Source organism: Cytobacillus firmus NBRC 15306 (assembly GCF_001591465.1).
GTDB classification, from domain to species: Bacteria; Bacillota; Bacilli; order Bacillales; family Cytobacillaceae; genus Cytobacillus; species Cytobacillus firmus.
Window position 1 is genome coordinate 19,656 of record NZ_BCUY01000046.1, and the last position, 12,654, is coordinate 32,309.

15 protein-coding genes and 1 pseudogene are annotated in these 12,654 nt (G+C 40.3%); 8 read left to right on the forward strand and 8 right to left on the reverse strand.

The features are described 5' to 3' along the window. Positions 1-6 precede the first annotated feature (6 nt). The 4 genes from BFI01S_RS13515 to BFI01S_RS13530 all read right to left on the reverse strand — a co-directional run bounded on the left by BFI01S_RS13515 (position 7) and on the right by BFI01S_RS13530 (position 4,490). Complete coding sequence (locus BFI01S_RS13515) at positions 7-1,947, reverse strand: ABC transporter permease (protein WP_061793097.1); 1,941 nt, start codon at positions 1,945-1,947, stop codon at positions 7-9. After that, positions 1,937-2,698, reverse strand: a complete 762-nt coding sequence (locus BFI01S_RS13520) for an ABC transporter ATP-binding protein (RefSeq protein WP_061793098.1) — start codon at positions 2,696-2,698, stop codon at positions 1,937-1,939. The genes BFI01S_RS13515 and BFI01S_RS13520 overlap by 11 nt, the downstream gene beginning before the upstream one ends. Positions 2,699-2,797: 99 nt before the next feature. Further along, a complete protein-coding gene (locus BFI01S_RS13525) occupies positions 2,798-3,802 on the reverse strand; it encodes a sensor histidine kinase (RefSeq protein WP_061793099.1) in 1,005 nt (334 codons plus the stop codon). Continuing rightward, positions 3,795-4,490 carry a response regulator transcription factor gene (locus BFI01S_RS13530; RefSeq protein WP_061793100.1) on the reverse strand — a complete coding sequence of 232 codons (696 nt, stop codon included), beginning with the start codon at positions 4,488-4,490 and terminating at the stop codon, positions 3,795-3,797. The genes BFI01S_RS13525 and BFI01S_RS13530 overlap by 8 nt, the downstream gene beginning before the upstream one ends. Positions 4,491-4,601: 111 nt before the next feature. Between BFI01S_RS13530 and BFI01S_RS13535 the strand changes: the two genes are divergently transcribed. Both BFI01S_RS13535 and BFI01S_RS13545 read left to right on the forward strand, forming a co-directional pair. Beyond that, positions 4,602-5,306, forward strand: coding sequence for a sulfite exporter TauE/SafE family protein (locus tag BFI01S_RS13535; protein ID WP_061793101.1), 705 nt, complete (start codon positions 4,602-4,604; stop codon positions 5,304-5,306). A gap of 471 nt (positions 5,307-5,777) precedes the next feature. Further along, positions 5,778-6,452, forward strand: a complete 675-nt coding sequence (locus tag BFI01S_RS13545; protein ID WP_061793102.1) for a hypothetical protein — start codon at positions 5,778-5,780, stop codon at positions 6,450-6,452. Positions 6,453-6,576: 124 nt separating this feature from the next. On the opposite strand, the gene BFI01S_RS24380 is transcribed toward BFI01S_RS13545, so the two are convergent. Together BFI01S_RS24380 and BFI01S_RS24020 are read right to left on the reverse strand one after the other, a co-directional pair. Further along, entirely contained in the window at positions 6,577-6,915 is a 339-nt protein-coding gene (locus BFI01S_RS24380; RefSeq protein WP_082804528.1) for a Tn3 family transposase, read from the reverse strand. Further along, a complete protein-coding gene (locus BFI01S_RS24020) occupies positions 6,915-7,193 on the reverse strand; it encodes a Tn3 family transposase (protein ID WP_082804529.1) in 279 nt (92 codons plus the stop codon). Before BFI01S_RS24020 ends, BFI01S_RS24380 begins: the two co-directional genes overlap by 1 nt. Before the next feature lie 21 nt (positions 7,194-7,214). On the opposite strand from BFI01S_RS24020, the pseudogene BFI01S_RS22560 reads away from it, so the two are divergent. The 5 genes and pseudogenes from BFI01S_RS22560 to BFI01S_RS13565 all read left to right on the forward strand — a co-directional run. Beyond that, positions 7,215-7,439 (forward strand): annotated as a pseudogene (locus BFI01S_RS22560) (Tn3 family transposase); the annotation flags it as partial. A gap of 172 nt (positions 7,440-7,611) precedes the next feature. Further along, a complete protein-coding gene (locus tag BFI01S_RS24025; protein WP_235831185.1) occupies positions 7,612-8,034 on the forward strand; it encodes a hypothetical protein in 423 nt (140 codons plus the stop codon). An 85-nt stretch (positions 8,035-8,119) separates the two neighbouring features. Continuing rightward, the gene (locus BFI01S_RS24030; protein ID WP_235831186.1) at positions 8,120-8,752 is read left to right on the forward strand and encodes a lytic transglycosylase domain-containing protein; all 633 of its coding nucleotides are present in this window, start codon (positions 8,120-8,122) and stop codon (positions 8,750-8,752) included. Beyond that, entirely contained in the window at positions 8,727-9,260 is a 534-nt protein-coding gene (locus tag BFI01S_RS24035; RefSeq protein ID WP_501162077.1) for a C40 family peptidase, read from the forward strand. The genes BFI01S_RS24030 and BFI01S_RS24035 overlap by 26 nt, the downstream gene beginning before the upstream one ends. Before the next feature lie 767 nt (positions 9,261-10,027). Continuing rightward, positions 10,028-10,261: a hypothetical protein gene (locus BFI01S_RS13565; RefSeq protein ID WP_061793105.1), complete on the forward strand. Its 234-nt coding sequence runs from the start codon at positions 10,028-10,030 to the stop codon at positions 10,259-10,261. Between the two features lie 51 nt (positions 10,262-10,312). Here the strand turns inward: BFI01S_RS13565 and BFI01S_RS13570 are convergent, their stop codons facing one another. Both BFI01S_RS13570 and BFI01S_RS13575 read right to left on the reverse strand, forming a co-directional pair. After that, positions 10,313-11,506, reverse strand: a complete 1,194-nt coding sequence (locus tag BFI01S_RS13570; RefSeq protein WP_061793106.1) for an MFS transporter — start codon at positions 11,504-11,506, stop codon at positions 10,313-10,315. Between the two features lies 1 nt (position 11,507). After that, positions 11,508-11,951 carry a MarR family winged helix-turn-helix transcriptional regulator gene (locus tag BFI01S_RS13575; RefSeq protein ID WP_206700518.1) on the reverse strand — a complete coding sequence of 148 codons (444 nt, stop codon included), beginning with the start codon at positions 11,949-11,951 and terminating at the stop codon, positions 11,508-11,510. Between the two features lie 343 nt (positions 11,952-12,294). On the opposite strand from BFI01S_RS13575, the gene BFI01S_RS13580 reads away from it, so the two are divergent. Continuing rightward, on the forward strand, positions 12,295-12,654 hold a 360-nt coding region (locus BFI01S_RS13580), incomplete at its 3' end, for a GTP pyrophosphokinase (RefSeq protein WP_082804530.1).

Sequence of the window (12,654 nt, forward strand, 5' to 3'; positions counted from 1 at the left end):
TCCGTCCTATAGTGCATCTTTTATCACTTTTTTCGAATAAATCACAGACAGTATTCCAAAAATCGAATATAGCACCGTGTAAAGCACCATTACCAGGATCATCGGCATCCAAAGCTCGCTTCCGAAGAAGAACCAGCCGGATTTTACGGCAAAGTAGCTGTGCAGAAGACCGACGATAAGCGGAATTCCAAAGTTGAAGGCCATTTTGGATCGAATCCCGCGCAGCAGGTCTCCCTGTGTGAAGCCAAGTTTCCGCAGGATCGTATAGTTTGGTTTTTCATCCTCACTCTGATCCATTTGTTTGAAATATAGAATGCAGCCTGAAGTGACCAGAAAGGTCAAGCCGAGAAAGCCGACAATAAACATCACCAGTCCCATGTTCATTTTTTGCCTTGTGCTCATCTCTTGCTGGGAATCGGCTCTGCCGCTGAACTCCATCTTTTTGAAAAGTGTATTGGCTTTTTCAATATCGCTGTCATTCTTCATATCCACTCCGATGAAAAGCGAATCCTCCAGCTGGATCTCAGGATTAAGGTCAGCTTTCAGCTCTTCATACACCTGCTCATCCACAATGGCCACCGGCAGCCCGCCTGCTGTAAAATAAAACGGGATGACAAAGTCTTTATTTAGCCCTATATAATTTTGTTTAATGGCAGTTGTTTTTCCCTTGAACTCAAGCTTTCCTGATTCCTTCATCGTCATGAACTTCTGCAGGGCATCATTATATCCAGTCAGCACGGTTTCATTAGGGGAAAGTTCCATGCCAGCTATGGACTTTTCGCTTACAACCGGCAAAAGCATGGTTGGCGAATCAAAATTCATTTCTTCCAGATTGACATCCAGGATGTCCTCCATATCAGCATCCACCTGCAATACCTCAATACTTTGTTCCTTATACTCTAATCCCTCTTTATGAAGGCTCCCTGTAAACTTCCCTGCATCTTCCTTGTCAGTGAACGAAAAGTGGGAGGGGAGGCTATCCTGGGCTGATTTTTCCGCTGAGTAGTAAGAAATATAGCTTAATGACAGGAGCCCGATCGCAAGGGCGGACACAGTTGTAATGATCGTTAAAAGCAGGGCACTCGACTTCATGCGGAACATGATGGAGGACAATGAAAGAACTTCATTAACATTCAGGTATCCATCTTTCCTTTTGCGGATCAGGCTCGCGATAAAGCTTACCGATCCTTTGTAGAAAAGATAGGTTCCAATGATAACGGAAGCAAGAATGACGACCATCGCGAAGAACAGCTCGTTCATGGATGTGAAATCACCGCCAAATAATAGGGAAGAGATGTAATAGCCGGCAATGATCAAGGCTAAACCAAGCACCCCCATGATCATTTCCCAAATGGACAGCTTTTTTACTTTTCCCTCGGCAACCGAAACCACCCTGAATAAAGATAGAATGGTTTGCCTCTTGATAAAAACAAAATTCATCAGCATGATGAACACATAAATAACCGTAAAGACAATGACAGTCTGCAATAGCGCCTCACTTGAAAAATGCAATGAAGCAATTCCCTCAACACCGGTTAATTTAAATAGAATCATAAGTATTAACTTCGAAACCGAAAAGCCGATAAAGATCCCAATGATCAGCGACCCAAAATACAGCAGGAGATTTTCCAGGCTAAGCAGCCTGAAAATTTCATTTTTTGTCATTCCTATCAGCTGAAAAAGCCCGATTTCTTTGCTGCGCCTTTTGATAAAAATAGTGTTGGCGTACAGAAGAAAGATGGAAACAATCGCCACGAGCAGGATAGAGGCTGTTTTGATTGCTGCTGCACCTTTAATCGATCCTTTTGCTTCAGACATCGATGGATCATATTGAAGGGTAACAAAGGCGAAATAGAGCGCGACACTGAAAATAAGCGCGAAAACATAGAGATAATAATGTTTCAGGTTCTTTTTCAGATTGCGGAGGATGATGGTATTAATGCTCATGCTGCACACCGCCTAAAACGCCTTGTGTCTTCATAATATCATTGAAAAAAGCCTGTCTTGATTGATCACCTTTATTCAGCTGCGTATAAACCTGGCCATCCTTGATGAAAATAACCCGGCTGCAGAAGCTTGCTGCTACAGGATCATGGGTGACCATGATAATCGTTGCTTTCCTTTTCTGATTTAAATCACTTAGCTTATTTAACAAGTCTGAGGCTGACTTTGAATCCAGCGCACCTGTCGGCTCATCAGCGAAAATAATGCTTGGCTCATGAATAAACGCACGAGCAGCGGAAGTCCGCTGCTTTTGCCCGCCGGAAATTTCGTTCGGATATTTATCCTTTAAATCTAAAATGCCTAGCTCACCCGCAACCGCTGCAAACTTTTCATCTGCTTCTTTTTTTGGTGTTTTGCTGACGGAAAGGGGGAGAAGGATATTTTCCTTCACTGTCAATGTATCCAGGAGATTATATTCCTGAAAAATAAACCCGAGATGCTTCTTGCGGAACTGGGCGAGCTGCTTTTCCTTCAGTCTTGTCATTTCCTTTTCTTCAATCTTGATTTCTCCGCCGCTTACACTGTCAATAGACGAAAGCACATTGAGAAGAGTGGTCTTCCCTGAACCGGAAGCGCCCATAATGCTTACAAATTCACCCGTTTCAATTTTCAAATCAATTCCTTTTAATACTTCCTGCCTATTAAATTTATTGCCGTAGCTTTTATGAATTTTTTTGGCTTCAAGTACAAACATGTGTAACCATCCTTTCTTTTATAGCCTTATTATAAAAGGGTACGTCTATGTAATTCCTTCGATTGTACGAACAAACAGCAAAAGCATGTGACATTTTTGTCACATGCCTGTTATGCTGACGAAATCATTGCGCGTAGGGAAGACTAGTGTCATGATGGTGCCTTTGCCTAAACAAGACTCCACAAGGATTTTTATTTTTAGCTGGTCTGCGGCCTTTTTGGCTAAATATAACCCCATGCCTGTTGCTGCGTTTTCATGGTGATTTGCAGTGGATGTGAACCCCTTCTCAAAGATTCGCGGCAAATCCCTCTGATCAATGCCTCTGCCAAAATCCTGAATCCTCAAGGATATTTTACTGTCTTGAAGGAAACTCGAAATCAAAATATCTGATTCCTCACTATACTTCACCGCGTTGGTTAAAAGCTGGCGAATGATAAAACTGAACCATTTTGCGTCGCTCAGAGCTTCTGTTACTTCCATTTCCATTTCAAAGCCAATGCCTTTTTGCATGCACCAGGACTGCAGAGATTTGATTTCCCTGAATAGGATGTCTTCGAGATGAATCATTTCAATATATATGTCATTTTCCATCGAAGGAATCCGCTTTTGATGCAGCTGCTGATCCAGAAGAAGGTGGATGCGCAGCCATTCATACGTCAGGGCGGATTTAAGATTCTGATCTCCAATCCGGTCAATCATGAGATGCATGGCAGTCAAGGGTGTTTTTACTTCATGAATCCAGGACAGCAGTTCATCTTTTTCCTTCTCGAGAAGTGTCCAATTCCGAGTATACTCCTGTTTAAACCGCTCGGTTTGGCTCACCAGGCCAGACTCTATTATTTTTTCAAAGGGACTTTCAGACTCCGGTATGCTCGACAGATCTAAACCTTCTTCCCGCTCGGCTACTTCTCTGTAAAATCGTGTTTCTTTTTGATAACGGAGAAAGATGAACCCAGTGAAAATGATGGCAGATAAAAAGGTGTAATAAAGGAATGGCTTAAGGGATATGGCCGAATCGATATATACTACAAAGGCGGCAAGCACCTGAAGGAAACCGAACAGCAGGATCCAGCTTAACCTTTCTCTGATATATTTCCTAAACATGCGAGGCATCCTCTTCAATTGCCATATATCCCTGGCCGACCTTTGTTTCGATCCTGGCGCCAAGCCCGATGTCCTCAAGCTTCTTCCTTAGTCTATTAATATTGACCGTAAGAGTATTGTCACTTATGAACCGTTTGTCATCCCATAGGCTGTGAATGATATCATCCCTGCTGACAATTTGATTTTTTCTTTCTATCAATAGCTTTAATATGTAAATTTCATTTTTCGTTAATTCTATGCAGCCGCTCTCATTTGTAACGGTATTCTTTTCGAAATCAACTGCCGCATTGCACCAGGTCTTGAGATTATTCTGAACGGCACTATAGTTATAGACGCGTCTGAGTATTGCCTGTATTTTGGCAATCAGGACTTCGAAGTGGAAGGGCTTTTGGATAAAATCATCCGCGCCAAGCTGCATGGACATGACCATGTCAGTAGGATGATCCCGGGATGACAGGAAAATAATCGGCACATTCGAATGTGAACGAATCATCCGGCACCAATGAAACCCGTCGAACTTCGGAAGCTGAATATCGATAATGACCAAATCAGGCTGAATGCCGGCAAACTCCTTCATGACTCCACTGAAGTCCTGAATTCCATGGACTTCATAAGACCACTGGGAGAGGCGGTCTCTGATTTCAGAAAAAAGGGAGGCATCATCCTCAATTAAAAGCACTTTAAACAATTAACTCACCACACTTTTGCATATTCCTTCCATAATTGTATAGGAAAAGCTCAAGGTCTGCCAGAATGTTTCCGGACTGTGTTAAAATAAGGTAAAAAGCAGGTTTTGTGCATGGAAATCTTTATCTACATCCTTATTATTTTAATTGCATCCATTTTACAGACAAGCACTGGATTTGGCTTCTCAATCCTGGCCACACCGTTTTTGCTGCTTCTTTTTGAACCTAAAGAAGCCATTCAAATCAATTTGATTTTATCTTTAATTATTTCTGCTGCCTTATTTTCAAAAATCAAGAAGGATACAAACTTTGGAGTTCTGAAAAGGTTCGCAATTGGCAGTGCAGCCGGGCTGCCCATCGGTATTGCCATTTTTTTATTCTTGGACATTTCCCGGCTGAAATTAGCTGTCAGTTTCATTATTTTGCTTTTAACACTCCTTTTGATGGCGAATTTCCGTGTGAAAGAAACAAGCCGGAGGGATTATTCAGTAGGTGGATTGTCAGGAATCATGACAACCAGCATTGGCATGCCCGGTCCGCCGCTTCTTTTATATTTTTCAGGAACGGACACTGAAAAAGAGAGGCTTAGGGGAACTACTTTGGCTTTCTACTTGTTTATCTACTCAGCCAGTCTGGTGTTTCAGATCATCTTTGCAGGGACTAGTAAGACGATTTGGCTTTCAAGCTTGTATGCTTTGCCGCTGGTGCTGCTGGGGCTATACCTGGGACAAATTCTATTTGTTAATATCAATCAGCGTTTTTTTAAGATTTTTACATATATTATATTGATTTTCACTGGAGTTTACCTGCTGATTTAATGACTGAAACAATTCCTTTAAAAATCACGAAAAGGGTGTACGCGTTGAGTAAAAAACAGGTCTATTGGAGCTTAAGCTTCCTATTTTCATTTTTTGGTTTTTACCTAATTGAACATCTTTTCACGGTAAAGCCCAATGTGATTTCCGGCAATGGAAATTTAGGCATCCTCATCATATTTCTTTGTACACCTGTCTTTATTTCCAGTTGGGTTTATACTGTTAAACTGGCAAAAGCATCACTATTGAAAAATAACAAAATATAGACTTATGGACAAGACTATAATACTCTCAATCTTAACAATCATTCCGAAAGGACCAATCTTGTAGGGGTAGTACCAGCGAAACTGTCACACACCACCCGCAAGACTTTTTTACCGTTTTGTGAAATATTGGAATCTACTACTCTTATAAATCAATTCTTGTGTTATGATGTATTTGTAAGAAAAAACCAAAAAAGGGAGAATTGTCAGAATGAAATTAAAACAAGTTTCACTAGCCGTTGCTGCATCCTTTTTGTTAGTAACTCCTTCAAGTTTTGCCCAAGGAAACCCAGAATCTGAAGTGAAAATTAGCGTTCAGGACAAAGTTGACACCCTAAAACCTTACATCGAGGTTTACGATAAAGAAGGAAAGCTAGTTAAAAAGTATTCAGATGCAGAAATCCAATTGCTAATTGAAAAGGCGAAACAATCTAATAAGGTACTTGAAGCAGCAGAAGCTCCTGCCGATTCACCCTATGTACATATCACTGATGAGAATAACCTTTTAACTGATTCTTCAGTTGAGGGTGCTGTTGAAGAACAGCAAGCTGCTTTATCTGATATTGGAATAATGAGCACTACTTATAATTATTCTGGAGCCACTATTTCAAGTAGCCTCTATGTTAGAAGCGGATATTATTTCCCTAACCCGACAACTATCACATTCAATACTAGCACGAAATTTGAAGGGTTAAACATTAGACTTTGGAAGTCTGGTTCAACCATTCCTTCAGGAAGTGTGAAGATTGGTGGTTTCTTAGGCGGTGTTGCTGTCCCACTCAGCAATGTATATAGCTATGACGGAAGCTACAAGATTCAGCTGATTAACGCCAATACAAACGGTGCGACCATTAAACTTAATGCTGGAACATTTTATTATAACTAATTAAGGAAAGAGGGTTATTGCCCTCTTTTTTTATGTTTTTCTTTAATCTCGAATATGTCAAGACGGAATTAATAAGCGTGAAAGAGTAATAATTAGAATTTTTTGAGATTTAGAGGATGTGTATTTACAATTTACCCCTACAACCACCCACGAAAAAGCATTTAATTTTGCGTGTGACCTCTGTAGCAACACGACAAATTGCTAAAAGGTGCGACCCTTCAGCTAAATTCCTCATGTCCAGAATTAGCCTGGGAGCTTTCGCCGTTTTGCTATGGGCCTTTGTGTAGCCCAAAAGATTTTCAACCTCCATGCTCGTACAATGCTTCAAAACCCCTTCGATCATGGAGGCTACTTCTGAAGAAGAGCATGATTTTAATTGGGAATAGATGCAGGTTGAATGTTTAGCCACATGCCAGTAAATCATTACACCTCTGCCTCTATATCGAATATGCCATTCAGTCATTATGCACCAAATTTCTTAGAATCAGAAGCACAGGAAGTTGTTCCTTCTCCCCAAATATCTGTCATTTTATTTCGTAAAATGGCATTTACAATCTCAGCAATAGCATTACGCAGATTATCTTTATCAATGTATTTTCGCCGTATATATAACAAATCATTATATTTTTCTCCTTGTTCTCCGTTTGAAACTCGCTTTAGCCCTGCATTTGTACCCAAACCATAAACATAAGATAAGTCTCTTTTGCAGAATTTCTGTATTAATTGCCTCTCTTGAAGCAGCTGTTTTAAAAAGTTCTGTAAAGTTTACACGCAAATCAGCTTCTTGTGTATATTAACACTCTCTTGATTCAATCCGTTTTATCGGAAGAGAAGTGGTTGGATATGATGACACCTGAAGATTTGAGGGCGTTAAGTCCGCTTATCTATAGCCATGTAAATCCTTATGGCATTTTTAAATTGGATATGATGGAACGAATTCCAATCGAAGTAAGGCAATCAGAAATAGAGAACTCTTTACATTTCTAAATTTCTTCCTTATTACGGGTAGTGACAGCTTCGCTGGTACTACCCGTTGTAGGAGGATGTAATTTACGCTATGATATATTTAATAAAATAAACTATAAAATGGGAATTCCCCAAGAGGACACAGTGATCACCTGACTGTGTCTCTTGGGTTTTTTTTGTTTGGTGGGAAGTCATGAAAAGGTTAGCAACATTATCAGCTGCCCTTGTTATAGGAGTAGGCAGTCTCCCGGGTCCTGTCCTTGCCGAAACAAACAGTACTGTTTCCAGGATTGAGGGACAAATTGAAGGTATACAGCAGCAAATAGTGAAAATGGATAGCACCCTTAATCAATTTAAGATTGAGAAGGCCGTTTTAAAGAATCATATCGAAAGATTAAAAACGGCCATATTAGATAACCGCGCGAAGATAAAAGGAGCTAGAGAGGAGAACTTTCGACTAGAAACTGAAATTCAAGAGCTGAAACTAAATATCAAGCCCCTGCAAGACAGAGTTTCTATAATTCCAACTTATGATTCAACACTTTTGCCAACTCACCAAAGGATCCAACCGATTCCTTCAGCATTGGAAACGACCAAACAGATTATAACAAACTGAAACACTTAATCTGTTAATAGAGAAAGAAGAAGCAATTACATCTAAATTAAAAAAGCAACAAAGCCTGGAACTCGAACTAAAGGGTATGGCTGAACTTTTAAGCGAGCAAATAGCTGAAAAAGATAAGCTTCTTTCGGAATTAAAAATTAAGGAAAATCAACATCATAAAGCTAAAGAAACCTGGGAAAAAGAAAGCGAAATACTCTCTAAACAAAAAACAAGTATTGAAAAGGCGATTGAAAATGAAAAAGCACGGAAGAATGAGAATTTAGGAGATTTACAAGTGGATAAACCTAGCACATCAATTTTTGTTCCAGCGTCTGCTAAAGGCCAGGTTCCTCCTGAATACATGAAGTACTACCTTCATGCTGAACATGAATATGGGATCCCTTGGTACTACTTGGCCTCCCTACACGCAATAGAAACTGATTTTTCTAGACACCCAACAATGATTTCATCAGTAGGAGCAGTCGGTCACATGCAGTTCATGCCGGCAACTTGGGTAGGTCATAAATATGAAACAAGCGGCGGGTTAGTAGCCCCAGACATTGATATAACGGATATAACCCTAATTAAAGCGGAATCTGGGTACGGAGTAGATGCAGATAATGACGGTATAGCAAGCCCTTGGAGCATCGCTGATAGCGTGGCCTCTGCCGCTAAATATCTTGGCTATTGGATTCAAAAAAGATGTGAGAAAGGCGATATGGCACTATAACCACGCTGATTGGTATGTAGATAAGGTCATTGCACAAGCAGAAGTATACAAAAACAGCATGAATGTTAATAAAGATGGTGAAATAAATATTACTCCTGGTGCAGACAATGATGTAACCACTATAGGTAACCGGTGGATAAATAACTCAGTATATGTCTTTGGGGGTGGAAGAAACCAAAACGATATTAAAATGGGAAGATTCGATTGTTCCAGCTTTGTCCATTGGGCATTTTCTCAGGTCGGTGTTAAATTAGGGGAGTTAACATCTGTCAGCACTGAAACACTTAAACACTTAGGTACAGCCATTAAGGTGGAGGATATGCAGCCGGGTGATCTCGTATTCTTTGACACATACAAAAAGGATGGCCACGTGGGTATCTATTTAGGTGATGGGAACTTTATAGGGGCTCAAAGTTTTACTGGAGTAGCGATTGCAAATATGAATGATGGCTACTGGAAAGAAAAATTTAATCATAGGGTAAAACGCATTGATTACGTCAAAAAATAGTTGTTAGAAAGCAGGAGGAGCATTTAAAAGCTTCACCTGTTTTTTTAGTTGAAAAATGAAGAGGTGCCTCTGACGGGATTCGAACCCGCACTCCTTTCGTAAGCATAGGCTAGGGGAGAACACGCTTCCCTACGGACTTTCACCGGCTAGGAATTTCACCTGCCTCAGCTAATTTGCTTTTCGGTGCTTCTGAAACCCTTGCCTTGCGACCCGGTTTCTACAATGTTTTCCGGCGCTCTTCCCTTCTAGAGCTACAGAGGCATTTTTGTATTATATTCTTTAACTTTATGGAGTATCAATAAATTTTTCTTTTATTAAATTTAGTTTCCTATGAGTAAAAAAAATACAATTATCAAGCCTAATAGCGGAGTACCATATCTTTTCTTGATTTTACGATTAGTTCCAGGAATCAATGTAATTAAGTAGTAAAGGGGCATTATAATTAACAGGGGAAGCAGGGACTTTGCAAAGAATGGGAGATTTTCAATGCTTAAAAAGAACCTACCAATAATCAAAAGAGGGATTACAGTTATTAAATAGGACAGTGACACCATCTCACACCTTTAATTTTCCTAAATTGTACCAAACAACTATTTGAATCACAAGGTATATTAGATATCTTAGCAGGTAATGAAAGTCGGGGAGCTAGTACACTTAGACGACATCTTTAATATGAAATTTATGTTGACCTTGGTAAAGTACTTAGCGTTTAAATTGTTTAATGGAATCTCTAGAGCTTACGCTGGTATTAGGCTATTTAGGGCCAAATGATAATCAATGCATTTGCAAACAACCGCGTAAACTGGAAAGTGTTTATTAAAGGTGAAGCCGGAAAAATCGTTGATACTTTTAATGTCGAAAATGAACATGAAATTCATTTAAAGTGGACTCCGGACGCAGATTTGCCGAACGGGACTTACACCATTAGTGCGGATGTAGCAAATAAACAGGGCTTTAACGTGAGCACAAGTCCTAAAACAGTTACAGTATTTCAGAATTAAACGATTAAAAGCCATGGGCGGCAAGGCTCCATGGCTTTTAATTATTTTGATTTAAGCTGAAACAGATGTGTTTATTTTCTTTAAAGCTGCAGCTTCCTTCTTCCCATGCAGGAAATAATATAAAATAGCTGACAATAATACAAACACGGCCATCATTCCGTAGAGTTTGCCATAGCCTGTAACCGGAATAATGAACCCAAGCAAATAGGGCCCAAATCCCAGGCCTGCATCAAGAAAAATGAAGAACGTTGACGTTGCCAATCCCATTCTATGTGCCGGTGTCAGCTTGACGGCCACTGCCTGGGTGCAGGACTGCATGTTCCCGAAGCCAATCCCAATTAGCGCTCCTGCCAAAAGCAGGGTGAAACTGCTGTTTGCTGTGCTGAGGACAAACATGCCTGCCGCAAATAAGATAAAAGCAGGGTACATCACATAATTTGCTCCTTTAGAATCCATCAGCCGACCGGTAAATGGACGTGAAACAAGGACAGCGGCCGAGTAAATCAGAAAGAAAAAGCTCGCAGCCTGAACTAAATCGACTTCTAACGCATAAAAGTTGATAAAAGAAAGGACGCCGGAATAAGCAAATGCAATCGCCAGCGTGATTAATGCGATCTTAATCGCTTTTGGCTCGATAAAGCTGGAAAGCTGAAAACCGGGTTTCTTCAGATCTGAGGTTTCAACGGCTGGAACATATAAAAAGAAGGGTGTAATAAGGGCAATGATACCGATGGCCAGACAGAAGGCAAAAATCACTTGGAAAGAAACTTTTTGCATCATCAATAAGCCAATAAATGGCCCAACAGCTGTTGCCAGTGTTGTACTCATGCTGAAGTAGCCAATTCCTTCCCCCTTGCGTGCTGCAGGAATAATTTGTGCCGCGATGGTTCCAGTCGCTGTGCTTGCCACTCCTAAAGCAATGCCGTGGATAAACCTGGTAATCAGCAGGAAAGCAATTCCAATGTTTACGAAATACAAAAGGGTCGTCATCGTAAAAAAGATCAAACCGATAAAAAGTGTTTTCTTGCGTCCAATTTTATCAATGGCCCGCCCGATATATAGCCTGCCGATGAGTGTCCCAATGATGAAAATGCCTGTCACAAGCCCGGCCTGGCTAGTTGTGGCACTATAGTAATCCACTGCAAAAACAGCGATGGTCACCAATAGCAGATAGAAAATCAATGTTAAGAAAAAATTAACCGATGAAACAATAATAAAATGCTTTGTCCAAAGCTTCGAATTCAATTTAAAACTCTCCCTGCATTAAATTTTTGCGGATCAGGCTCATCAGACGAATTCCTTCCAGCTGTTCCTCCTCTGAAATTCCTTCTAAAATTTCCTGTTCGAATTCATCGATTGTGGCGCGGACTTCCTGATAAACCTTTCTGCCTGCACTAGTCAACTGCATTCTTTTTTCCCGTTTGTCTTTAGTTGGAACCGGTTCTAAATAGCCCATTTCTTCCAATTTTGCAATCGTCCTTGTGACCGTTGGTTTTTCAACGCCAAGGTAATGGGAAAGCTCTACCAATGTAACGGAACCATCATTATACATGTAATACATGATGGACCACTGAGCCCGGTATAATTGATGCTTGCTTAACTCAGTATTCAGCCTATTTTCAAATGGGCGATACAATAGAACGAGCTGATGAAAAAAACGCTGGAATGTTTCGATATTAATAACCTCCAATTTGGTTACCTTAAGTAATAGTTATCAAGAGTAACTAATTATGTATTATACAGCTCAAAGTGATGACATGTAAATAGGCTGAGATTTGTTTCTAAAAGAGCTATCCATTAATTCAAAAGAAGGCAAATTTGTGACATTGTGTCATAACTAGTTGACGTGTGACACGATGTCATATACAATTCAATTGTAAGGATGACACAGTGTCACATAGAGGTGAAAGCAATGTCTAACTTTCATTTGCTAGTTTCTAAATTGAGGGAACAGGGAGTAAATGCAACAATCTGCAAAAAACCATCAAATTATAGACCATCCAAAAATAAGGCTAAACTTCAAAGGAGTCCATATGGCCACAAATACGCCTGGGCAAATTACACTAGAATCCATTCAGCAAAATATTCGGGATATTGCTGGCGTTCGCATTACATGTTCGTTTGTGTCCGATATCTATAAAATCAAAGCCATGCTTGAAAGCCAGAAAGATATAGCCGTGCTCGAATGCAAGGATTATATACAGCATCCAAAGCCAAATGGCTATCAGAGCCTGCATCTAATTGTCCAGATTCCCATTTTTATGTCTGACAGGGAAGAGCTGGTTCCAGTTGAGATTCAAATCAGGACGATCGCCATGGACTTCTGGGCGAGTCTGGAGCACAAGAGTTACTACAAGTACAATAAAGAAATTCCGCAAAGAATTCTTAAAGGA

Bases quoted from the DNA above. Each gene is read 5' to 3' on its own strand.
- BFI01S_RS13515 (WP_061793097.1), bottom strand. From the start codon at position 1,947: ATGAGCATTAATACCATCATCCTCCGCAATCTGAAAAAGAACCTGAAA.
- BFI01S_RS13520 (WP_061793098.1), bottom strand. From the start codon at position 2,698: ATGTTTGTACTTGAAGCCAAAAAAATTCATAAAAGCTACGGCAATAAA.
- BFI01S_RS13525 (WP_061793099.1), bottom strand. From the start codon at position 3,802: ATGTTTAGGAAATATATCAGAGAAAGGTTAAGCTGGATCCTGCTGTTC.
- BFI01S_RS13535 (WP_061793101.1), top strand. From the start codon at position 4,602: ATGGAAATCTTTATCTACATCCTTATTATTTTAATTGCATCCATTTTA.
- BFI01S_RS13545 (WP_061793102.1), top strand. From the start codon at position 5,778: ATGAAATTAAAACAAGTTTCACTAGCCGTTGCTGCATCCTTTTTGTTA.
- BFI01S_RS24380 (WP_082804528.1), bottom strand. From the start codon at position 6,915: ATGACTGAATGGCATATTCGATATAGAGGCAGAGGTGTAATGATTTAC.
- BFI01S_RS24025 (WP_235831185.1), top strand. From the start codon at position 7,612: ATGAAAAGGTTAGCAACATTATCAGCTGCCCTTGTTATAGGAGTAGGC.
- BFI01S_RS24030 (WP_235831186.1), top strand. From the start codon at position 8,120: ATGGCTGAACTTTTAAGCGAGCAAATAGCTGAAAAAGATAAGCTTCTT.
- BFI01S_RS13565 (WP_061793105.1), top strand. From the start codon at position 10,028: ATGATAATCAATGCATTTGCAAACAACCGCGTAAACTGGAAAGTGTTT.